We start from the raw sequence: 21,476 nt of genomic DNA, 5'->3' as shown, positions 1-21,476 counted from the left end.
GAACCCCCTTCACCGAAGAACCCTCTGCTGTGCGGGCACGATGATGTAACGCCACCGCGCCAACGCCCAGAGTGCGCCGAGGCTCTGCGCTGCGAGCCAGCTGATTCCGACAGCAACAATCCCCATGGAGGGCAACAGGATCCAGGAGAGCGCCAGGCACATCAGCAGCATCGACACGTTGAGCGTCATTGCCTCGCGCAGCCTGCCGACTGCACGCAGAACTGCCACCGCGATGTTGGTAACGGCGTCCGGGATGGCAGAGAGGGTGAGCACGATCAGCAGCATTTTCCCGTGGGCACTGTACGACTCGCCGAATACCCGCAAGGCCCAACCCCCGCCGATGAGGTAGACGAGGATCAGCGGGCCGAGCAACGCGGCGATGATCCGACTGCAGCGCCGCGCGAGAGCCGGGATGTCTTCGGGATCCGTTGCGGTCTCGGCGAACAGCGACATCGCGATGCATGGACTGATCATGAAGAACACCGCGCCGAGCATCCACGTCGCGTAGAAGTAGGCGCCGTCGGATTCGGACAGTCTGGCGAGCACGATGATCGGCAGCACGAATGACGTGACACTCGCAGCCACAGTCACGACGTGTTGCCCCAGAAGTGACGCACTCATATCCCGGACGTCGGAGACGAGGTGTCCGAACAGTGGCCGCATGCTGTGCTCACCGCGAATTCGTCTGCACCAGAAAGTCGAGAACACTACCGATATCACCGCGGACGCGCTCCAGGCCGTCAGAATCTGGTTGTGAGTGCCATTGATGAGCACGGGAAGGAACAGCAACGGAATCCGTAAGCCGGTGAACAGCATGTTGCGCGCGAGGAGCAGTCCGCTGCGGCGTAGCGCAACTGCCACGCAGTCGGCCAGCGTGCCGAGCGCGAAGAATGTGGCTCCCATCGTGAATGCCGCTGCGGCAACGGCGGTGCTCAGCGACGGGAGGGTGTGCAGAACGTATCCCAAGATGAGAACCACGACTGCGGACCCGGACACCGCAGTCACGATCACGACTGTCACTGCGGCGGTGAGTATTCGCCGCCAGCGATCAACCGTGAGGGTGCGCGGTAGCCACTCGACCATCGCGGTGGCAGCGCCGACGCTGGCGATCAATGCCGTCGCCTGCATGGCGCTGGTGGTGGCCGCCCCGACTCCGATGTCCGCTGTTGATGTCGTGTGAGCAACAACAAGCCAGAACACATAGCCCATGAGGGAGGTGAGAACGGTGCTCGCCATCATGTAAGAACTGTTGCGCAGCATCGAGTCTTCCGCTATTCGGGTCCGCGCGATCTGGGGGAGAGAGCCGAGTGTCACCTTCATCAGGGCGCCACGGAGAGATAGAGCACGAGGGATGTCGGTCCGACACCGACGGTGTCGGGGGTCTGGGCTATCACGATGTCGATCGCGACTCGGTACCGGCCGGGCTCGTTCGGTGCGAGGAACGACACCGTTCCGACCTGGGCACTGCGGGCATTTGTGTTGGTGTCGAAGGGCGCGGTCGGTGGTGTCGTGACAAACCGCGGATCGGTCGGTGAGACGCCGCCGATGGTTGCGGACACGTCCGGCGGCAGGGTGGGAAAGAGGAATCCGTAGCTGTACGAAGTCCATTCGATGTCGACCGGAGAACCGGGTGCCACTGCGAGTTGGCCCGCGATGGCAGTGTCGGGGCCGGTGAGAATCGTGTTGACATACCGTTCGGGCTGCGTTGTCTGCATCGCGAGCGCTCCGATCAACGCGCCGACGCACAGGGTCGTCAACGCGAGCGAGACCAGTGCGGTTTTCCCGACTCGGCGCCACGGTACGTCGGGGGCTGCGCGCGATTCAGGTTTCCGCGGAGACCGCCGGATGTGAATGGCCAACAGGGATAACATCACCGCCGATACGGCAAAGAGTGCCAGTGCGATGGTTGACGTGGTCAGTTGAAATCCCAATGGGCCAAGTGCCAGAACGGTTTCGAGCAGGATGATGAGGGTGAACAGGGCTGGAAGAAGTACGCGCAGCGGTTTTTCGAGTCCGTCGAAGCGGGTGTCGGTACTACCGGGCATCTTGCCGAGGATCAGCGCCGCGGCCGCCCACGCCGGTATGACGAGGAGTGCGGCCACTGCACACACCCGAAGTTCCACGGGAGCCCGGAGCAGTACCGCGGCGAGAGACACGGCCGCGACCACGGCGGAAACCCTCACTCCGGTAAGGAGATCGGAGGTCAGGACCACGTCCAGGACTTGGCGACTCCGAGTGGCAATGTCAGTGCGTTTCATGGCGTTCCTGTCAGATCGGTCAGTTCGGTGCCGACGCTGGCCGAATCGAGGCGGTAGACCCGGAGATGCTCGGTCGACATGATCAGCGACGCCCATGGCGCGTGGTCGAGTCGGTCGAGGTACGACGGCGGTGTCGGCAGGCCGGCCAGGGGATCTCCGCTGCCGTAGTTGTCCCCGTTGAAGGGTGGGGAATCCGCCATTCGGGTATCGACGACAAGGTAGTCGTAGGTTGCCCCGGCCAGGTCGGTAGCGAGCTTCGTATCGGGGTCGGTGTCGGTCTGGGTCAGCTCCCACACCGGAAAGTCGGATGACGGTTCGGAGACGTAGAGTTCGCCGTACGCCGCCAGCGCCAGCGTTGTGTATCGGTCGGTCACGACGCGCACGCGACCTTCTCTCAGTCGAATGTGTTCGGCCACCGTCCGAGCTTCGGAGCTCGCGGATCTGGTGTCCGAGCCCCAGAGAAACGGGCCGGGAAAGCGGTACGGATCGTTGAGACCGGCGCCGACATTGCCGATCAGCAAGACGATCAGGACGGCGAGCGAGATCAGCTTCCGGAACCGGATCACGATGCGTGGCAACCGATCCTGGAACGCGACGACGAGGGCGCACATCACTGCCACCCCGACATAACTGAACGCCCACGAGCGCCTGGCCCCCTCCGCACCCGATGGGGCCAGCACAAACAGAACGGACGGGAAGTAGACGGCCCCGATGGCGATGAATGCGAGGGTTGCGGACGTGACTTTGCCCCGCACGCGCGCGATGACCAACAGGCCCAACGCAAATATCGCGGCCACCGCTGCCGGGGCGGCGGCGGTGAAGGCTCGTTCCCAGAGTGGTTGGACATTGGCGGCGAGCAGTTCGCGGCCACTCGATTGTGACGTTGCGATGCTGCTCAACTGAGTCACCGAGTTGGCGAGATACGGCGAGAGGTAGCTCACGGTCGGTGATGCGACAAAGACAAGCCAGGCGGCTCCGACGGCCGCGGTGCCGCTCAGCAGAACCCACCATGCGTATGGCCTTTGGTGTGCGCGTACAAACCCGAATGCGGTGACAGTGACGGCGATTGCACCCGAGATCAGGAGCAAGGCGATGGTGGTCAGATGGTGGGTCACGACGCATACGGCGCCGCACGTGACCGCGATCGACAGAAAAGCGATTCGACGACGACGATCGTCCGACCGTGCGGCAATCGAGGTCAAAGCCAACGCCCACATGAAGAATGTGATGGCAACACCCTCGTACGCGAATTGAGTGTCGAAATAGATGGCAGACGGATTGAGGGCGTAGATCAGCGCTGCCACGGCACCTGCACGGGCGGAGCGCAGTAGCGACGTTCCAAGGACGTACGCACCGAGAATTGTCATCACGTGGGTGACGACCATCAACACTTCGCCGGCGGACCAGGCCGAAAGTCCGGTCAGCTGAGCGATAGAGGCGGACAGGGCTGACGTACCCGGGAAGTATTCGACGATCGGGATGATCGAATTGGGTGGGAACAGTTGGCCGCTCGACATGACGTCGACGGATTCACGCCAGTGCGCATACTCGTCGTGATACGACGGACCGAAAGGGTTTCGGAGATACTTCGGGACTGCCGTGAAGAGTCCGAGCAACGCTATCGCGCCGATGCGTTGATTGACTGTTGTCCCGAAAGCCGCCAGTTTGGCTGCCAGCGGAATAACCCCGAGCAGCATACCGACCCAGAAGGTTGCGTAGTAGACATTCGGCGGTGAACCGTCGGACGACATCCGGTACGACACACCGATCAGGAGTATTCCGAGTGCAAGGAGGATGCCTGTCGATGTCCACGACCGCAGCGCCGAGCGTGAAGTGTCGGAGAACCGGTGCCGCGGAGCTTGTTCGGCATCGACCGGGGCGAGTGCGATCATGATCGCGCCAACCGTTCGATCGCACGCAGGGTGGTCGACCACGACGTGTGGTCGGTGAATCGTCGATGGCGGTCCGGCGGAATCGACATCAAGGTGCGACGGAGTGCATCGACGTTGTCGGGTTCGACCAGATGGGCGCCTTCGTAGGTGCGAGTTGCTTCGACCAGTCCGCCCACCGCGTAGAGCACGACGTGTAGTCCGGAGTGCATTGCGATCTGCAGCGGACCGCTTGCCGACGCGCGCCGATAGGGAAGCACCACTACGTCTGTATCGCGGAAGAATTGGCCTGCCTCGGCGTCGCTGACGTAGCGATTCACGAAGGTAATGCGCCGACGGTGTGGACTGGCGGATATCAGTGCTGCCGGAGTCTGCCAGTTCTCCCAGGTTTCACCCACGATCGTGAGATGAAACTGTGCTGCCTGCTCGGCGCTGAGTTGGTTGAAGGCCACCAGGAGATCGTCGAGCCCCTTGTACGGTCTGATGAGGCCGAAAAAGAGCAGTCGGGTTGGCCCACTGCGGGAATCGTGAGAAGCCGGGGAATCGGCGGGGGAATCGGCGATGTGTGTGTACGGTCCGTGGGGTGCTGTTTCGATGTCGAGCCGGTCGAACGGACGCGAGCCGAATGTTCTGCGCAGTAACTCTAAATCATGGTTGTTGTGGACGAGCGCGCCGTGGGCGAGCGACAGCAGAAGGGGCATACCGCGTCGACAGTACATATCGACGCCCAAGACCAAAGCCTCACTGGTGTCCTGAGTCTCGTGAAACTCGACAACCACACGAATGCCGAGTACCCGGGCAAACAACGCGACGAGGATATAGGTGTGGAGTGTCGCGGTAGTCCACCATTGCAGTACAACCAGATTCGGCTTTGTCGCGCGAAGCCGAGCCAGGGCCCCCAATAAGCCAGGGAACCAGTACCAGTCGAGTTCGCCGATGCGAGTGACATTGTTGCCGTAGCGAAGCGCGGTTCCGGTATTCGGTGAGCGACGAGTAGTCGGATACAACCGCCGCGGGATGACCCGCCGTAGCAGGAGCACCGACACATCGTGCTCCCGACTCAGTTCGTTCGCAAGTGTGCAGGTGTAGGCCGACAACCCACTGAGGAAGTGAAAGCCCGGACCCACGAGCACTACCTCGAGTCTGCCTTCCGCGTTCACGCTGCTCACCCCGCAGCCTTCGGCAGATGCAGAACCTTGGGCGGACTGTTGGGTGGATTGTTGGGCGGATCACCCTGTGCTGCTGCGACTACCGAGATCCGGTGCACAACGGGTGCGATGTCCGGTCGGTGCTGCACCCGAATCCGAGTCAGGACGGCAAGGCAGGCAACACCATCTCGCCAGGTGATTTTCTTGCCCTCCGACACGGATCGTCCGTGATACGACACAGGCACCTCGAGAGGCCGGATACCGCACCGCAGTAATCGCGCTGTCATTTCCGTGTCGAGGCCGAAACCGCCCTCCGTCAATGTCAGGGAGCGCAGGTGATCGGTCGGGATGAGTTTGAGGCAAGTGTGCATGTCCGTCAGGCAAGCGTCGTACAACACGTTGGCAAACAAGGTTGTTGCGCGGCCTCCGATGGCAAACCGAAATGACGGAAAGCAGGCGTTGACTCCGCGGACCCTCGCGCCGAACACGTGATCGGAGTATCCGGCCAGTACCGGTGCGATCAGCGACGGAATATCGCTCGGCAGATATTCGAGATCTGCGTCGAGGATGACGAGGTGACTTCCGGCGGCGTAGTCCAACCCGGTTCGAATTGCCGCGCCCTTGCCGCGATTGACCGGATGGGTCACTACGACAATGTCTTTCGATGTCCGAGCGTCTGATCGCTGAGCTTCTAGAATTCGTGCGGTGCGATCGGTGCTGCCGTCGTCGACGACTATCAGTTCCATCCGGCACGGATAATGTACGGCGAATACGCGGTCTATCGCTGCCTTCAGCGTGCGTTCCTCGTTGAAGACCGGCATCAGTATCGAGAGGCTGACCAGCGGCTGGCTGTGCGGAAACGAAGGCTGATTCATTGCGGGTGCCACCTGACTCGTCCGTGCGGGGAGGGACGAGCTACCGGGAATCAGGGGCAGCTCCGAATATCGGTGCGGAAGTACCAGGGAACAAGGGCATGCCGACTAATTCGAACTTACTCCTCGGCGACTCTCCACGCTACGGCTCCCCTCGGAGTACATGTCGGTACACCTGGGCTGTTGCGGTCGCCACGCCGGCCCAGTCAGGTAATACCACGTCGTCGCCGGTACCGGCACTCAATTGAAGTGCGATCGCACGGGCTATGGACGTGGCGCCTGCAGTCGGTGGGATCAGGACTGCTCCGGTACCGAGGAATCGCCGAACAATCTCACGATGAGCTGGTATGTCGCTCAGGACGATTCGTGATCCTGCCGCGGCCGACTCGAGTGGGGCGATGCCAAAGGCTTCATGCTCGGACAACGAGACGGACACGTCCGCCGTCCGGAGCCAGCGATGCATGCCAGGAGTGTCCAGCCGTCCCGTGAACCGCACCCGGTCGCCGAGTCCGAGGCGGGCGGAACTGGCGGCCAGTGCATTTCGAGCAGAACCGTCGCCGACGACAACAAGCTGGACGGTGTCGGGCAATTCGACCATGGCCTCGATGATCCGATCCACCCGCTTGTATGGTTCCAATCGCCCGTGAAACAACAGCGTGGCGGTTTCGTCGGGATACGGCGTGGCGGCGCGTACTGCAGCTGCGTCGACGCCGTTGGGAATGACAGTTGTGTAGGTTTCGAGGCCCGGGAAATACGAATGCACCAACTCGAGTTCTGCATCGGAGACACAGACAACGGCCGAGCTCGAGGTGAAGAGCGCTCGGGAGAATTTCCGATAGAGCGAATGCAGCATGCGGGTGGATCGAGTGTGTCCGGTGCCGTGAAAATGTGGGGTGAAGACGACCGGCCGACGGAACCCGGTCAATGCGGCCAACGCGGAGGATGCGTGATAGCTGTGGACGTGGACGATGTCAAAAGTATTGTCGAGGTGCATGGTTCGCACCAAAAGTCGGGGTGAGACTGACATGACGGTGGTTGTCCAGGCGGGGTAGCGGTGAACAATCGAATCGCTTTTTTGCGGGGTCGCCGGCGTTTCCGCTCGACGGCTACCGGTGAAAACTTCGACATCGATCCCGGTCGAGCTCAGATGTGTGGCCAACTGCGCGACGTGGTCTTCGACTCCGCCGATGGACGGCGGGAATGCCGGTGTCACCAAAGCGACGCGCATCGATCACACCTTCAGTCCCAGTTCGACAATCGCCCGCGCGACGGACAGCACGGTCGCGTTGTGGCTGCGTGCGCGTCGGCGGATGAGTTGGTATGCCGAGTCGATGGTGGTGTTGTGGTCCTTCGAGATGATCCCCTTGGCCTGTTCGACAACGATTCGGGTTTCGAGTGCATGTTGCAGCTGCGTGGATTCCCGTTCGCGCTCGTGTAGTTCGAGCGACATGAGTATGAACCCCATCGCGACGGTGGTCAGTGCCTGGGCTGCGCTCACATCGTCGTCGTCCCAGATGATCATCTCGTGCGAGAAGACGGTCAGCGTCCCGATCGAGGTTCGGGCGGGGGCCGCGGAGCCACTCGAGATTCTCGCCTCCCGGTAAAACGGAAGCGCCGCCACGGCTTTGACGCCCAGGTGGCTCGCTTGGGCAGCAAAGGCAGGCCAGGCGTATGCGGCGCTCGGCACATCGGTGATCTGCACGCTGTCGAGTCGGGGTAACCTCCCTGGCCCTATCCGAAACTCTCGTTCGCATCGATCGAATTCGGGTGAGCTGACCGACGTGATGTCCGGTTGATCGGGAAGGGTGACGGTGATGCTTGCCGCTGCGGTATCGAATATGTCGGCGATGTAGCACACGAGTTCGTGAAGTGTTTGCGTTGCCGAGTTACCTTCGCGCGGCGGCGACGCGAAATGGGTCAGGGCACAGAGGTATAGGGCGTCATCATGCATGGGTATCCCACCGTAGGTCGTTACCGGTGCCGTGAATTGTCCCCGCAGAAGTGGAGTCTGCGCAGACGTGGCAGATGTTCCGTATCTTGTTCCAGTGCACAAGGTTCGGACATATTTGAATTCAGATGCTCTGAAATCCAGTTCCGAGGACGGAACCTGAGGTCAGAAACAAACTGAAATCCCGATATGACCCAAGCGTACAGACCCAGGGAATGAATGGGAACCCATATGGCCCGTGGTCGACGGCGAATTTCCTTGCGACCCTTGCGAAGCGAGTTTCCATACCTTGCGTCCGGTTCTATCGGCCGGGATGGTCGGACGGCAGGCTAAGGTCGGGAACAGATGATGTCCGATTGCTTTCTCGATGAGGAGTTGCTGTGCGTGCGATGGTTGTTACCGAGTTGTCCGGCCCGCAAGGACTCGACCTCGAGGAGATCCCCGAGCCTGATGCGTCCGGCAAAGTTCTCATCGACGTCAAGGCCAGTGGAGTCTGTTTTCCGGACTTGTTGATCACCTACGGCAAGTATCAGATCCGGCCGGAGCCCCCGTTTGTCCCCGGTGCGGAAATCTCGGGTGTCGTGATCACGGCGCCGGAGGAATCGGGATTCACTGCGGGCGACCGGGTCCTTGCGGCGACCTATCTCGGGGGATATGCGGAACGAATAGCAGTCGACCCTTCGCAGGTGTTGCGAATCCCGGACGCTTTGGATTTCGACGAAGCCGCGTCTTTGATCATCAATTACCAGACGATGGAGTTTGCGCTGGCTCGTCGCGCCAAGATCGTGGCCGGCGAAACCGTAGTTGTTCTCGGCGCGGCCGGCGGTGTGGGCACCGCGACCATTCAGTTGGCCAAGGCGCACGGTGCTCGGGTAATCGCCGTTGTTCGACGCGCCGGCGTCGAGGAGTTCCTCCGCGAGTTGGGAGCTGACGAGGTGGTGGCACTGGCGCCGGGGTGGGGTGAGCGGGTTCGCGAGCTGACCGGCGGCAAGGGGGCGCAGATAGTGGTGGATCCCGTCGGCGGTGACGCCTTCGACGAGGCGGTCCGCGTTCTGGCCCCTGAAGGCCGCCTTGTCGTGATCGGATTTGCCGGCGGCGGGATTCCCGAGGTGAAGTTGAACCGGGTGCTGTTCCGCAACATCAGCATTGTCGGGGCGGCGTGGGGTGAGTTCACACGTTCTGATCGCGACGCAGTTGCTGAGGTGCATGCATCGCTGGTGCGCCATGTCGAAAACGGGTTGCGTCCCATCGTCAAGGCTCGATACCTTCTGGAGGATGCGGCCTTGGCGCTCACCGATTTGGAAACGGGCAAAGTTCTCGGAAAGGCCATTTTGGTGCAGGAATGAGTTTCCGAGGGTGATGTTGCTCACCGGAAATCGGGTTGCGCGTTAGTTACGGTTGGGCAATAGTTGCATCCGCACTACTATTCGCCAGGTGATCGCCTCGGATTCTGATGACCTGTTCGGAGCACTCGACGAGTTGTTCACTCGCCTGATGAGCGCCGGTGATTCGGAGTCGATCGATGCACTGATCGAGTTGGATCTCTCGTTCAGTCAGGTTCGTGTGCTGTTTGCTCTCGGCCAGTGCGATGCGCCCGTCCCGATCAACGAGGTTGCCGACGAGCTTCGGCTCTCGGTGGCGGCGACGGGTCGCAATATCGACCACCTCGTGCAGATGGGGTTGGTCGTGCGGCGTGAGGACGAACGTGACCGGCGCGTCAAACGGGTTTCCCTGTCGGAGGCCGGCGTTAAGGTCACGTCCAATCACATCGAATGCAAGCGTGGACAGCTTCGTGATTTTGCGTCGCGCGTGCCCGCGCCGGAACGGCTTCGACTTGTCGAGGCGCTAGAGCCCATTCTCGCGGGTGACTACCTGCGAGCATCTACCCAGGAGACTTCGCGATGACATCGCCGAACGCGCCGGCACCGGCGTCCGACAAGTTAGACGGTGCGGTACTCAAAATCGCATCCGTGGTGGTGCTCGGTGCCATCATGTCGATTCTCGACGTGACCGTGGTGAGCGTCGCGCTGACTACATTTGCCGAGGAATTCGATACGTCCTACGCCACAGTGGCATGGACGATGACGGCGTACACGCTTGCTCTCGCAACAGTTATCCCGGTGACGGGTTGGGCGGCGGACCGATTCGGTACCAAACGGCTGTACATGACCGCGCTCGTGCTGTTCGTGCTGGGTTCGGTTGCCTGTGCGATGGCGTGGGACATCACGTCGTTGATCGGTTTCCGAGTTCTGCAGGGTCTTGGCGGCGGCATGTTGATGCCGCTCGGTATGACGATCATGACCAAGGCTGCTGGTCCGGAACGGATCGGTCGTGTCATGGCTGTGCTCGGTATTCCGATGCTGCTCGGCCCCATCGGTGGACCGATCCTCGGTGGTTGGCTGATCGAGGTCGCAAGCTGGCACTGGATCTTCCTGATCAACCTGCCGATCGGTGCCATTGCGTTGGCGGCAGCGTTCAAGATTCTGCCTTCGGACAAGCCCCAGCCTTCGGAGTCGTTCGACTTCCTCGGCATGGTGCTGCTGTCGCCGGGCCTGGCGCTGTTCCTCTTCGGTGTGTCGTCGATCCCCGAGGTCGGGACCGTCGCGTCGGCCAGGGTCTTGGTCTCCGCCGGTATCGGCTTGGTTCTGATCATCGCGTTTGTGTTCCATGCGCTGCGTAAGGATCATCCGCTGATCGACCTGCGCTTGTTCAAGAACCGGCAGTTGTCGGTCGCCGTGATCACGACGTCACTGTTCATCGTGGCGTTCATGGGCGCGGGTCTGTTGTTCCCGAGTTTCTTCATCCAGGTGGGTGGCCACACGACCCTCGAGGCCGGCCTCCTCATGGCTCCGCAGGGGCTTGGCGCAATGCTGACCATGCCGATCGCCGGCCGACTCGTGGACAAGATGGGCGCAGGCAAGATCGTGTTGACGGGTCTGCCGTTGATCCTGATCGGCATGGGTGTCTTTACGCAGGTCGCTTCCGATTCCCCGACCTGGATGCTGATGGCTGCCCTGTTCGTGATGGGTATGGGTATGGGCTGCACGATGATGCCGCTGATGACGGCCGCGATCGTGACGCTGTCCAACGAGCAGATCGCTCGCGGTTCGACACTCATGAATATCGTTCAGCAGACCGCCGGCTCTATCGGTACCGCTGTGATGTCCGTGGTTCTCACCAACCAGTTGCTCAATCGCGATCTGACAAGCAATGAAGTCGGCATGGCGCACCTTCCGCCGCCGGTGGGACCGGATCCGTCGACGGTCGATTCGATTCTGAGTTCTGCCGCCGACGCATTCGGCAACACGTTCCTTGTTGCTACCGTCTTGATTGCTTTGACCTTCATCCCGGCATTCTTCCTGCCGCGTAGCAAGACGACGCGAGTTGTAGCCGAGGGTGATTCAGCGGCGCCGATCATGATGCACTGACACGTATTCTTTTGCGCTGAGGGCGGTAAGCACATGGTGTGCCTACCGCCCTCAGTGCTGTTCAGGGTGCGGGAATAGCCCCAGATGGTTGAATGTTAAATTATCTACACGCAGTCGTAGGGATCAACGCCCTGAACAGGAGTAGCCATGCAGTTCGGAATCTTCACAGTCGGTGACGTCACCACAGACCCCACGACAGGGGTCACGCCCACCGAGCACGAGCGCATCAAGGCGATGACCACTATCGCCAAGCATGCCGAAGACGTGGGACTCGACGTCTTCGCAACAGGCGAGCACCACAACAAGCCGTTTGTGCCGTCGTCACCCACCACGATGCTCGGCTACATCGCTGCACAGACCGAGAAGATCACGCTGTCCACGTCAACGACGCTGATCACCACCAACGATCCGGTGAAGATCGCCGAAGACTACGCGATGCTCCAGCATCTCGCGGAGGGTCGCGTCGACCTCATGATGGGGCGTGGCAACACGGCGCCCGTGTACCCGTGGTTCGGCAAGGACATTCGCGCGGGTATTCCGTTGGCCCTCGAGAACTATCAGCTCTTGCGCCGGCTTTGGGACGAGGAAGTGGTGAACTGGCAAGGGGAGTACCGCACTCCGCTGCAAGGTTTCACGTCCACACCACGTCCGCTCGACGGCATCGCACCCTTTGTGTGGCACGGCTCGATTCGCAGTCCTGAGATCGCGGAAATCGCGGCGTATCACGGTGACGGGTTCTTCGCGAACAACATCTTCTGGCCCAAGGAGCACTACATCGAGCTCATCAACCTCTACCGTCAGCGCTACGAGCATTACGGACACGGCACCGCCGATCAGGCGATCGTCGGGCTGGGCGGTCAGGTCTTCATGCGTAAGAACAGTCAGGACGCCGTCAAGGAATTCCGCCCGTACTTCGACAATGCGCCGGTGTACGGTCACGGACCGTCGCTCGAAGAGTTCACCGAGCAGACGCCGCTGACAGTCGGTTCGCCGGAGCAGGTCATCGAGAAGACCCTCGCGTTCGCGGATTTCTTCGGCGACTACCAGCGCCAGCTGTTCCTCATGGATCACGCGGGTCTTCCGCTGAAGACGGTGCTCGAGCAGCTCGATCTTCTCGGCGAGGAAGTTGTACCGGTTCTGCGTCGTGAATTCGCAGCCCGTCGTCCGGCGCATGTCCCGGACAACCCGCCCACCCACGCGTCGATGAAGGCCGTCCGTGACAACAGCACGGTTTCGGCATAGGTCCTAGGCGCCCCGGAGTTACCCGAGGCAGGATGAAGAGATGAGCAACCTCGACATGCATCCCGTAGAGCAGGAATGTGAAGGCAAACCTGACAACAGCGAGATTCAGATCCTCACCCCGCGGGATGTTCCGCTCGGTGGCCCACGGGCAATGCGGGTGCGGCGCACATTGCCGCAGCGTGATCGTTCGCTGATCGGGGCGTGGTGCTTCGCCGATCACTACGGGCCGGACGACGTCGGCTCGGGGCCCGGCATGCATGTGCCGCCGCATCCACACACCGGTTTGCAGACGGTCAGTTGGTTGTTCACGGGGGAGATCGAGCATCGTGACAGCATCGGCTCTCACGCGATGGTGCGCCCGGGCGAACTTAACTTGATGACTGCCGGTAGCGGGATCGCGCATTCGGAGGTCTCGACGCCGAACACGAAGGTTCTGCACGGCATGCAGCTGTGGGTGGCTCTCCCGGACGCGGCTCGCGATACTGCCCCCGCGTTTGTTCACTATCGACCGGAACCGGTGACCATTGGGGGCGCCAGGCTCAGCGTGTTCCTCGGCTCGTTGGCCGGCGAGAAATCGCCGGTATCCACCTTCACCGAACTGCTCGGTGCCGAGATAGTTCTCGATCCGGGCGCTGACATTGCGCTCGACGTCGATCGTTCGCACGAACACGGTGTGATCGTCGATCAAGGATCGGTAGTGCTGCGTGGCACCACCGTCGGCTGGGCCGAGTTGGGTTATCAAGCACCGGGTTTCGGGAAGCTGACATTGCGCAATTCGGGTTCCGAACCGGCTCGGGTCCTGCTGCTCGGCGGCAAGCCCTTGGGCGAGCAGGTCATCATGTGGTGGAACTTCATGGGCCGCACGCACGAAGAGATCGTCGAGTATCGACGCAAGTGGCAGGCCGAACTGGCCTCTGGATTCGACGGCAGCGTCCCTGATCAACGTTTCGGCGTAGTGCCGGGATACGACGGTCCGGCGCTCCCGGCACCCGAGTTGCCGAACAGTACGTTGCGGCCCCGAGGTTAGCCGCGTCTCTTGCTGCTTCCGGCCGCAAGCGTCGTGTCGGTCAGGCCTGTTCGATGTCCTGATGGGCCTTGGCGAGCATGATGTAACCGGCGCCGTTGGCGCTGATCCCGGCCTTTTCGCCTTCGGAGAGTTCGCGTTTGACCTTGGCCGGTACGCCGGCGACCAGTGATCCGGGCGGGATCTGCATCCCCTGCGAGACGACGGCGCCGGCCGCGATCAGCGATCCCGAACCGATGTGTGCGCCGTTGAGCACCACTGCGCCCATGCCGACCAACACGTCGTCTTCGACGGTGCACCCGTGCAACACCGCGTTGTGGCCGACCGAGATTCGCTCGCCCAGGACCGCGGGGAACGTCGGGTCTGCATGCACCGTGCAGTTGTCCTGGATGTTGGTGTCCGCGCCGATGGAGATCGATTCCGCGTCGCCGCGAATGACCGCGCCGTACCAGATGCTGGCGCCGGCAGCGATGGTCACTGCGCCGACAACGGTGGCATTGGGTGCGATGAACGCACTCTCGTCGATCTGCGGGGTGCGTCCGAGAACAGTGGCGATGATCGGGTTGGTCATGGTTCTCCTGTGCGTTGGAATGAACGTGCTCTGACGGTACCTGGACTATTTCGGGGTGGGCTTTCGATTCATGACAACGGTGCCGATGCCCGCCACGACCACAAGTCCGATGGCAACAAGGGTCATGGAGTCGAGTGTCTGCCCGATGATGACTACGCCGGCCAACGCTGCTGCTGCCGGTTCGAGCGCAATGAGGACGGCAAAGACCTTCTTGGCCAAGGATCGCAGCGCCCACATTTCCAGGCTGTACGGGATGACGGACGAGAGGATGGCTACCGCCGCGCCGGCGGCAAGCATTTTCGGATCGAGCAGTTCGGATCCTCCGGAGACCACACCGAACGGCAGGGTGAGGACGGCTGCCACAATCGTGGCACCGGCCAGACCGTCGGCACTCGGAAGTGTTGCGGCGAGGTGTGAACCGGCGATGATGTATCCCGCCCAGGCTGCGGCCGCAACGAGTGCGTAGATCACGCCGACGACGTCGAGTCCCGATTCCCCGTGATCACCTAATCCGAGGAGAAGTACTCCGCCGAAGGCAAGCAGCACCCAGGCAAAGTCGGCCCAGCGCTTCGACAGCACCGCGGCAAGTGTGAGTGGCCCGAGAAATTCGATGGTGACGGCCGTTCCGATGGGCACCGTGTCGAGGGCCATGTAGAAGGCCCCGTTCATGACGGCCAGAGAAACGCCGAGCGCAAATATGCCCTTGCGCTGCCGGTTCGACCACCTGCTCCATCGTGGGCGGACGATGACTCCGAGGATGATCGCGGCGATCGTCAGCCGAAGCGTCGTGGCACCGGCCGGCCCGATCTGCGAGAACAGGGTCGTCGCGAATGCCGCTCCGAACTGGAGCGAAAGTATCGAGGTGAGGACTGCGCCGACCGGCAGTAGCTGACTGCCGGCCTTCATTCTCCGGTGAACTCAGGACTTCGACGCTCGAGCATCGCGGCGACGGCTTCGTGGTGATCGCGAGTGTGATGGGCGATCGACTGCATGGCGGCCGAGAGTTCGAGCAAACTCTCGAGGCTTTGGTGCTGGCCCTCGCGGAGCAGTTTCTTGGTCATGCGGAGCACCTGCGGGGGATTGGCGGCTACTCGCGCTGCCAAAGCGTGCGCTGCGGGAAGCAATTCCTCGGGCTCGGTGACCTGCGAGACCAGACCCCAGTCGAGTGCCTTGGTCGCGTCGATCGGTTCGCCGGTGAACGCCATCTCGGCGGCGCGGGCGTTGCCGATCGCGCGGGGGAGCAGCCAGGCTCCGCCGTCGCCCGGGATGAGTCCCACCTTGACGAAGCTCTCGGCGAAGACCGCCGCCGTCGACCCGATGCGGAGGTCACACATGAGGGAGAGATCGCAGCCCGCTCCGATGGCAGGGCCGTTGACGGCTGCGACGGTCGGCACCTCACACGTGTACAGCGCGAGCGGGATGCGTTGGATGCCGTGCCGGTAGCCCTGGCGGATCTCGCCGGGAGCACCACCGAACATGCCCTCCTTGTCCCGCATGTGCTTGACGTTGCCGCCGGAGGAGAAGGCCGACCCTGCTCCGGTGAGGATGACCGCGCGCACGCTCTGATCTCGGTTGACCGCGGTGACCGCGTCTTCGAGGGCTTCGATCACGTCTATCTCGGAGATGGCGTTGCGGGTGTCCGGGCGATTGAGGGTCCACGTGACCACATCGCCGGTTCGCGAGATCAGTACGGCGTCGCTCATGGGTGCTCCTGGTAGTCGATGGCAGTTGAGCTCAGTCTCTCACCACGAGATTTCTCAATAACAATCATTCGTGCTTGATTTTTATGACTACGAGTGTGATGCTGATCGCATGGCCGAACTTCAGACGTTCATCGATGACTTGCGGGCCGAAGGCGAGAGCCTCGACGCGCTGGTTGCGGATCTGCCCGAGGCGAAGTGGGCGACAATGACGCCCGCGGAAGGGTGGACCATCGCGCATCAGATCGGGCACCTGCACTGGACGGACAGTGCTGCGATCCTGGCTGTCACCGACCCGGACGGGTTCGCGGAGCAGTTGAAGGCGGCGTTCGTGAATCCGGCGGGATTTGTCGACGACGGTGCTGCCGAGCAGGCAGCCCGCCCGCCCGCAGAGTTGCTCGCCGATTGGCGGGCGGGGCGCATTGCTCTCGTCGAGGCGCTCACCGCTGCCCCGGCCGGTACCAAGTTTCCTTGGTACGGCCCGCCCATGGGCGGAGTGTCCATGGCAACTGCGCGATTGATGGAGACGTGGGCGCACGGGCAGGACGTTGCCGACGCGCTCGGCGTCGAGCGAGCCCCGACGGCGCGCATCAAGAACATCGCTCATCTGGGTGTCCGCACGCGGAACTTTGCGTACTCGGTCAACGAGAAGACGCCGCCCGCCGACGATTTCCGGGTGGAGTTGACGGCGCCGGACGGTTCGCTCTGGACCTGGGGGCCGGAAGATGCGCGGCAGAAGGTGACCGGGCCGGCGTTGGACTTCTGCTTGCTGGTCACTCAGCGTGCCAATCGCGCCGATCTCGATCTGGTCGCCGTTGGCGCCGACGCAGACGAGTGGTTGGGGTTTGCGCAGGCATTTGCCGGTCCCAGCGGCGAGGGACGAGCCGCCATCGGATCCAGCGGTGAGGGACGAGAAGCGAAGGTGGGCAAATGAGTTCGGTACGGATCGGTAACTGCTCCGGGTTCTACGGCGACCGCGTCTCGGCGATGCGCGAGATGCTCGAGGGCGGCGAACTCGACTACCTGACCGGCGACTATCTGGCCGAACTGACGATGCTGATCCTCGGCCGGGACCGGATGAAGGACCCGTCGCTCGGCTACGCGAAGACGTTCCTGCGACAGGTCGAGGACACCCTCGGCCTCGCGCTCGACAAGGGCGTGAAGATCGTTGCGAATGCCGGCGGCCTCAACCCGGCCGGACTGGCGGACGCGCTGCGCGAGGTCAACACCAAGCTGGGGTTGAACGCGAAGATCGCCCACGTCGAGGGTGACGATTTGATCTCTCGGGCAGACGAACTCGGACTCGGCTCCCCGTTGACGGCCAATGCGTACCTCGGCGCCTGGGGCATAGTCGAAGCCTTGTCGGCCGACGCCGATGTCGTGGTCACCGGTCGTGTCACCGATGCGTCGGTGATCGTCGGTCCCGCCGCTCATCACTTCGCTTGGAAGCGAGATGATTTCGATCAATTGGCCGGTGCTGTCGCGGCGGGCCACGTCATCGAGTGCGGAACCCAGGCCACCGGCGGCAACTATGCGTTCTTCACCGAGATTCCCAATCTGGGCCGTCCTGGCTTCCCGATCGCCGAGATCAACGCGGACGGATCCTCGGTCATCACCAAGCATTCCGGAACGGACGGCGAGGTGAGCGTCGGCACGGTGACGGCGCAGCTGTTGTACGAGATCACGGGCGGACGCTACGCAGGCCCGGACGTGACCACCCGTATCGACAACGCGGTGCTCACCCAGGAAGGCCCGGATCGGGTGCTGATCAGCGGAGTCACGGGCGAGGCTCCGCCGCCGCAGTACAAGGTCTCACTCAACACGCTGGCCGGGTTCCGCAACGAGGCCACGTTCATCCTCACGGGTCTCGACATCGAGGCCAAGGCCGATCTGGCGAAGACTCAACTCGAATCCTGGCTGACGAAGAAGCCCGCCGAACTGGTCTGGACTCTCGCTCGCACAGATCACCCGGATTCCGACACCGAGGAAACAGCGAGTGCGTTGCTGCGCTGCGTGGTTCGTGACTCCGACCCCAAGGTGATCGGTCGCCCCTTCTCCGCGGTTGCGGTGGAAATGGCACTCGCCAGTTACCCAGGCTTCTCGCTGACCGCGCCGCCGAGCAACGGACAACCGTACGGAGTGTTCACCCCCGGCTACGTCGACGCGGGATCGGTGCCTCACGTGGCCTTACTGCCAGACGGCACTCGCGTGGACATCGCTCCGTCGACGCTGACGCAGGACCTCGAACCGGTCGACGAACCTGAGCGTCCGGAGCCGTTGCCGCCACAGTCTTCGCTCTCGGTGCCGCTCGGCACGATCGCCGGTGCACGTAGTGGCGACAAGGGTGGAAACGCCAACGTCGGCGTCTGGGTTCGCGCGGACGATCAGTGGAAGTGGTTGGTGCACACTCTGACCGTCGAGAAACTCAAGGAACTACTGCCCGAGGCAGCGGAGCTTACCGTCACTCGCTACCAGCTTCCGCACCTTCGTGCCGTCAACTTCGTGATCGAGGGAATCCTCGGTCAGGGTGTTGCCTCGCAGGCGCGGTTCGATCCGCAGGCCAAGGGAATTGGTGAATGGCTGCGCTCGCGCCACATCGACATCCCGATTTCGCTACTCCCCACAACTGACGAGAAAGAGGATTCACGGTGACCGTGTGGACCACACCGGAAAGGCTTGCGCTTCGCGAGACCGTACGCGGATTCGTGAACCAGGAGATTCTGCCGCATCTGACGCAGTGGGAGCGCGACGGCGAGATTCCGCGCGAATTGCACCGCAAGGCAGGCGCTCTCGGGCTGCTCGGCGCCAGTGCTCCCGAATCGGCGGGCGGTGAGGGCGGCGACGCCGTCGACTCCATCGTGATCTGTGAGGAGATGCATCAGGCAGGTGCGTCGGGCGGGCTGTTCGCTTCGCTCTTCACCTGCGGCATCGCGGTGCCGCACCTGATTGCGGCCGGCGACGAGGCGCAGATCGAGAAGTGGGTCAAGCCGACCCTGCGCGGCGACAAGATCGGCTCGCTCGCCATCACCGAGCCCGGCGGAGGCAGCGACGTCGGGCACCTGACAACCACAGCCAAGCGCGACGGCGATCATTACGTCGTGAACGGCGCCAAGACATTCATCACCTCCGGCGTTCGAGCGGACTTCGTCGTCACCGCGGTGCGCACCGGTGGTCCCGGCGCGGGTGGTGTCTCACTGCTCGTGATCGAGAAGGGCACACCGGGTTTCACCGTCTCGCGCAAACTCGAGAAGATGGGCTGGCGCGCATCCGATACCGCGGAACTGTCCTTTGTCGATGCCCGGGTTCCGGTGGAGAATCTGGTCGGCGCAGAGAACAGCGGCTTCGCGCAGATCGCCCAGGCATTTGTTTCCGAACGTGTCGCGCTCGCCGCGCAGGCGTATGCCAGTGCAGAACGTTGCCTGGAGCTGACCCTCGAATGGTGCCGCGCCCGCGAAACTTTCGGTCGACCCCTCATCAGTCGGCAGGCCGTGCAGAACACCGTCACCGAGATGGCCCGCAAGATCGACGTCGCCAAGGTGTACACGCACTCGGTGATCGAACGGCACATGGCCGGTGACGGCGATCTGATCGCCGAGGTGTGCTTCGCCAAGAACACGGCAGTCGAGACGGGCGAATGGGTTGCGAACCAAGCCGTTCAGCTGTTCGGCGGCCTCGGATACATGCAGGAAAGTGAAGTGGAGAGGCAGTACCGGGACATGCGAATTCTGGGAATCGGTGGCGGAACCACCGAAATCCTCACCGGCCTCGCGGCCAAGCGATTGGGGTATCAGTCATGAGTGTCATCCGGTCAACACTGGACACCAATTCCGAGGTGTACCAGACCGCAACATCGACCATGAACACCAAGCTCGCCGAGATCGAGGTCGAGCACGCCAAGGCGCTGGCCGGTGGCGGCGAGAAGTACACCGAGCGGCACCACAAGCGGGGAAAGCTTCTGGCGCGCGAGCGGATCGAACTCCTGCTCGATCAGGATTCGCCGTTCCTCGAGCTGTGTCCCCTCGCTGCGTGGGGGAGTGACTTCCCGGTCGGCGCCAGCACCGTGGTCGGTATCGGCGTCGTCGAAGGCGTCGAATGCCTGATCGTTGCCAACGATCCCACCGTGCGCGGCGGCACCAGCAATCCGTGGACGCTGCGTAAGGGGTTCCGCGCCAACGACATCGCCATGCAGAACCGCCTCCCGGTGATCTCCCTCGTAGAGTCCGGTGGAGCAGACTTGCCGACGCAGAAGGAGGTGTTCATTCCCGGTGGCCGCATGTTCCGCGATCTCACTCAGCTCTCCGCCGCCGGAATCCCGACCATCGCACTGGTTTTCGGTAATTCCACTGCCGGAGGGGCGTACATCCCCGGCATGTCCGACCACGTCGTGATGATCAAGGAACGCTCCAAGGTGTTCCTCGCAGGCCCGCCGCTGGTCAAGATGGCCACCGGTGAGGAATCCGATGACGAGGCACTCGGCGGCGCCGAAATGCACGCCCGCAAGTCGGGACTGGCCGACTACTTCGCAGCCGACGAGCAGGACGCGATCCGCATCGGGCGCTCGATCGTCAAGCGCCTCAACTGGACCAAGAAGGGGCCGGCGCCTCGTGCCGAAATCATCGAACCACTCGAGGATCCGGAAGAGTTGCTCGGCATCGTTCCGGCCGACCTGAAGATTCCGTTCGATCCGCGTGAGGTCATAGCCCGTATCGTCGACGGTTCCGACTTCGACGAGTTCAAGCCGCTCTACGGTTCCTCCCTCGTGACCGGCTGGGCCGAGCTCAACGGTTACCCGATCGGCATCCTGGCCAACGCACGTGGAGTTCTCTTCAGCGAAGAGTCCCAGAAGGCCACGCAGTTCATCCAGCTTGCCAACCGCTCCAACACGCCGTTGCTGTTCCTGCACAACACCACCGGCTACATGGTGGGTAAGGAATACGAGGAGGGCGGCATGATCAAGCACGGATCGATGATGATCAATGCAGTAGCCAACTCCAAGGTTCCGCACATCTCCATCCTGCTCGGAGCGTCGTACGGCGCCGGTCACTACGGCATGTGCGGACGGGCATTCGATCCGAGATTCCTCTTTGCCTGGCCCAGTTCCAAGTCCGCCGTCATGGGCGGTGCGCAGCTTGCCGGCGTCATCTCCATCGTGGGACGCGCTGCTGCCGAGGCCCGCGGCCAGGTCTTCGACGAGCAGGCTGATGCCGGCATGCGAGCGATGATCGAGAACCAGATCGAGGCCGAGTCACTTCCGATGTTCTTGTCCGGGCGTCTCTATGACGACGGCGTCATCGATCCCCGAGACACCCGCACCGTGGTGGGAATGTGCCTGTCGGCCATTGCCACCGCCCCGATCGAAGGCACCGAGAACTTCGGCGTCTTCCGTATGTGAGGCA

19 protein-coding genes are annotated in these 21,476 nt (G+C 62.4%); 9 read left to right on the top strand and 10 right to left on the bottom strand.

The window, feature by feature from the left end; all coding sequences use genetic code 11:
- Nucleotides 1-9 precede the first annotated feature (9 nt).
- The 7 genes from C7T36_RS04470 to C7T36_RS04440 all read right to left on the bottom strand — a co-directional run bounded on the left by C7T36_RS04470 (nucleotide 10) and on the right by C7T36_RS04440 (nucleotide 8,118).
- A complete protein-coding gene (locus tag C7T36_RS04470) occupies nucleotides 10-1,320 on the bottom strand; it encodes a lipopolysaccharide biosynthesis protein (protein WP_045070964.1) in 1,311 nt (436 codons plus the stop codon).
- On the bottom strand, nucleotides 1,320-2,258 hold the full coding sequence (locus tag C7T36_RS04465; RefSeq protein ID WP_045070961.1) for a hypothetical protein: 939 nt from the start codon (nucleotides 2,256-2,258) through the stop codon (nucleotides 1,320-1,322). The genes C7T36_RS04470 and C7T36_RS04465 overlap by 1 nt, the downstream gene beginning before the upstream one ends.
- On the bottom strand, nucleotides 2,255-4,150 hold the full coding sequence (locus C7T36_RS04460; protein WP_146153424.1) for a hypothetical protein: 1,896 nt from the start codon (nucleotides 4,148-4,150) through the stop codon (nucleotides 2,255-2,257). The genes C7T36_RS04465 and C7T36_RS04460 overlap by 4 nt, the downstream gene beginning before the upstream one ends.
- Nucleotides 4,147-5,316, bottom strand: a complete 1,170-nt coding sequence (locus C7T36_RS04455; protein WP_045070956.1) for a glycosyltransferase — start codon at nucleotides 5,314-5,316, stop codon at nucleotides 4,147-4,149. The genes C7T36_RS04460 and C7T36_RS04455 overlap by 4 nt, the downstream gene beginning before the upstream one ends.
- On the bottom strand, nucleotides 5,313-6,170 hold the full coding sequence (locus tag C7T36_RS04450; protein WP_084703068.1) for a glycosyltransferase family 2 protein: 858 nt from the start codon (nucleotides 6,168-6,170) through the stop codon (nucleotides 5,313-5,315). Before C7T36_RS04450 ends, C7T36_RS04455 begins: the two co-directional genes overlap by 4 nt.
- Nucleotides 6,171-6,309: 139 nt before the next feature.
- Nucleotides 6,310-7,395, bottom strand: a complete 1,086-nt coding sequence (locus C7T36_RS04445; RefSeq protein ID WP_045070954.1) for a glycosyltransferase family 4 protein — start codon at nucleotides 7,393-7,395, stop codon at nucleotides 6,310-6,312.
- 3 nt (nucleotides 7,396-7,398) lie between these two features.
- Nucleotides 7,399-8,118, bottom strand: coding sequence for an ANTAR domain-containing response regulator (locus tag C7T36_RS04440; RefSeq protein WP_052683643.1), 720 nt, complete (start codon nucleotides 8,116-8,118; stop codon nucleotides 7,399-7,401).
- A gap of 377 nt (nucleotides 8,119-8,495) precedes the next feature.
- Between C7T36_RS04440 and C7T36_RS04435 the strand changes: the two genes are divergently transcribed.
- The 5 genes from C7T36_RS04435 (at nucleotide 8,496) to C7T36_RS04415 (ending at nucleotide 13,812) form a co-directional block, all read left to right on the top strand.
- Entirely contained in the window at nucleotides 8,496-9,461 is a 966-nt protein-coding gene (locus C7T36_RS04435) for an NADPH:quinone oxidoreductase family protein (RefSeq protein WP_033236436.1), read from the top strand.
- A gap of 88 nt (nucleotides 9,462-9,549) precedes the next feature.
- A complete protein-coding gene (locus C7T36_RS04430) occupies nucleotides 9,550-10,020 on the top strand; it encodes a MarR family winged helix-turn-helix transcriptional regulator (RefSeq protein WP_033236435.1) in 471 nt (156 codons plus the stop codon).
- A complete protein-coding gene (locus C7T36_RS04425) occupies nucleotides 10,017-11,543 on the top strand; it encodes a DHA2 family efflux MFS transporter permease subunit (protein WP_033236434.1) in 1,527 nt (508 codons plus the stop codon). Before C7T36_RS04430 ends, C7T36_RS04425 begins: the two co-directional genes overlap by 4 nt.
- A gap of 147 nt (nucleotides 11,544-11,690) precedes the next feature.
- Complete coding sequence (locus tag C7T36_RS04420) at nucleotides 11,691-12,785, top strand: LLM class flavin-dependent oxidoreductase (RefSeq protein ID WP_045070950.1); 1,095 nt, start codon at nucleotides 11,691-11,693, stop codon at nucleotides 12,783-12,785.
- Nucleotides 12,786-12,825: 40 nt separating this feature from the next.
- Nucleotides 12,826-13,812, top strand: coding sequence for a pirin family protein (locus C7T36_RS04415; RefSeq protein ID WP_181317463.1), 987 nt, complete (start codon nucleotides 12,826-12,828; stop codon nucleotides 13,810-13,812).
- 40 nt (nucleotides 13,813-13,852) lie between these two features.
- Here the strand turns inward: C7T36_RS04415 and C7T36_RS04410 are convergent, their stop codons facing one another.
- Genes C7T36_RS04410 through C7T36_RS04400 form a run of 3 tightly spaced genes read right to left on the bottom strand, consistent with a single transcriptional unit; the run spans nucleotide 13,853 to nucleotide 16,083 of the window.
- Complete coding sequence (locus tag C7T36_RS04410; RefSeq protein WP_033236431.1) at nucleotides 13,853-14,380, bottom strand: gamma carbonic anhydrase family protein; 528 nt, start codon at nucleotides 14,378-14,380, stop codon at nucleotides 13,853-13,855.
- Between the two features lie 45 nt (nucleotides 14,381-14,425).
- Complete coding sequence (locus tag C7T36_RS04405) at nucleotides 14,426-15,286, bottom strand: DMT family transporter (protein ID WP_045070946.1); 861 nt, start codon at nucleotides 15,284-15,286, stop codon at nucleotides 14,426-14,428.
- The gene (locus C7T36_RS04400; RefSeq protein ID WP_045070943.1) at nucleotides 15,283-16,083 is read right to left on the bottom strand and encodes a crotonase/enoyl-CoA hydratase family protein; all 801 of its coding nucleotides are present in this window, start codon (nucleotides 16,081-16,083) and stop codon (nucleotides 15,283-15,285) included. The genes C7T36_RS04405 and C7T36_RS04400 overlap by 4 nt, the downstream gene beginning before the upstream one ends.
- Before the next feature lie 109 nt (nucleotides 16,084-16,192).
- Between C7T36_RS04400 and C7T36_RS04395 the strand changes: the two genes are divergently transcribed.
- The 4 genes from C7T36_RS04395 to C7T36_RS04380 are packed head-to-tail and all read left to right on the top strand — an operon-like array spanning nucleotide 16,193 to nucleotide 21,472.
- On the top strand, nucleotides 16,193-17,014 hold the full coding sequence (locus C7T36_RS04395; protein WP_045070941.1) for a TIGR03084 family metal-binding protein: 822 nt from the start codon (nucleotides 16,193-16,195) through the stop codon (nucleotides 17,012-17,014).
- Nucleotides 17,011-18,732 carry an acyclic terpene utilization AtuA family protein gene (locus C7T36_RS04390; RefSeq protein WP_045070939.1) on the top strand — a complete coding sequence of 574 codons (1,722 nt, stop codon included), beginning with the start codon at nucleotides 17,011-17,013 and terminating at the stop codon, nucleotides 18,730-18,732. The genes C7T36_RS04395 and C7T36_RS04390 overlap by 4 nt, the downstream gene beginning before the upstream one ends.
- The gene (locus tag C7T36_RS04385; protein ID WP_042921024.1) at nucleotides 18,729-19,877 is read left to right on the top strand and encodes an acyl-CoA dehydrogenase family protein; all 1,149 of its coding nucleotides are present in this window, start codon (nucleotides 18,729-18,731) and stop codon (nucleotides 19,875-19,877) included. The genes C7T36_RS04390 and C7T36_RS04385 overlap by 4 nt, the downstream gene beginning before the upstream one ends.
- Nucleotides 19,874-21,472, top strand: a complete 1,599-nt coding sequence (locus C7T36_RS04380) for an acyl-CoA carboxylase subunit beta (RefSeq protein ID WP_019744291.1) — start codon at nucleotides 19,874-19,876, stop codon at nucleotides 21,470-21,472. The genes C7T36_RS04385 and C7T36_RS04380 overlap by 4 nt, the downstream gene beginning before the upstream one ends.
- The last annotated feature ends 4 nt before the right edge of the window (nucleotides 21,473-21,476 follow it).

It is taken from the genome of Rhodococcus sp. AD45-ID (assembly GCF_003023755.1).
Classification (GTDB): domain Bacteria; phylum Actinomycetota; class Actinomycetes; order Mycobacteriales; family Mycobacteriaceae; genus Rhodococcus_F; species Rhodococcus_F globerula.
This window is presented reverse-complemented; position numbering and strand designations above follow the sequence as displayed.

Excerpts from the sequence above, each read along its gene's own strand:
- C7T36_RS04470 (WP_045070964.1), bottom strand. The coding sequence starts at position 1,320 with ATGAAGGTGACACTCGGCTCTCTCCCCCAGATCGCGCGGACCCGAATA.
- C7T36_RS04465 (WP_045070961.1), bottom strand. The coding sequence starts at position 2,258 with ATGAAACGCACTGACATTGCCACTCGGAGTCGCCAAGTCCTGGACGTG.
- C7T36_RS04460 (WP_146153424.1), bottom strand. The coding sequence starts at position 4,150 with ATGATCGCACTCGCCCCGGTCGATGCCGAACAAGCTCCGCGGCACCGG.
- C7T36_RS04450 (WP_084703068.1), bottom strand. The coding sequence starts at position 6,170 with ATGAATCAGCCTTCGTTTCCGCACAGCCAGCCGCTGGTCAGCCTCTCG.
- C7T36_RS04445 (WP_045070954.1), bottom strand. The coding sequence starts at position 7,395 with ATGCGCGTCGCTTTGGTGACACCGGCATTCCCGCCGTCCATCGGCGGA.
- C7T36_RS04440 (WP_052683643.1), bottom strand. The coding sequence starts at position 8,118 with ATGCATGATGACGCCCTATACCTCTGTGCCCTGACCCATTTCGCGTCG.
- C7T36_RS04425 (WP_033236434.1), top strand. The coding sequence starts at position 10,017 with ATGACATCGCCGAACGCGCCGGCACCGGCGTCCGACAAGTTAGACGGT.
- C7T36_RS04420 (WP_045070950.1), top strand. The coding sequence starts at position 11,691 with ATGCAGTTCGGAATCTTCACAGTCGGTGACGTCACCACAGACCCCACG.
- C7T36_RS04415 (WP_181317463.1), top strand. The coding sequence starts at position 12,826 with ATGAGCAACCTCGACATGCATCCCGTAGAGCAGGAATGTGAAGGCAAA.
- C7T36_RS04410 (WP_033236431.1), bottom strand. The coding sequence starts at position 14,380 with ATGACCAACCCGATCATCGCCACTGTTCTCGGACGCACCCCGCAGATC.
- C7T36_RS04405 (WP_045070946.1), bottom strand. The coding sequence starts at position 15,286 with ATGAAGGCCGGCAGTCAGCTACTGCCGGTCGGCGCAGTCCTCACCTCG.
- C7T36_RS04400 (WP_045070943.1), bottom strand. The coding sequence starts at position 16,083 with ATGAGCGACGCCGTACTGATCTCGCGAACCGGCGATGTGGTCACGTGG.
- C7T36_RS04395 (WP_045070941.1), top strand. The coding sequence starts at position 16,193 with ATGGCCGAACTTCAGACGTTCATCGATGACTTGCGGGCCGAAGGCGAG.
- C7T36_RS04390 (WP_045070939.1), top strand. The coding sequence starts at position 17,011 with ATGAGTTCGGTACGGATCGGTAACTGCTCCGGGTTCTACGGCGACCGC.
- C7T36_RS04380 (WP_019744291.1), top strand. The coding sequence starts at position 19,874 with ATGAGTGTCATCCGGTCAACACTGGACACCAATTCCGAGGTGTACCAG.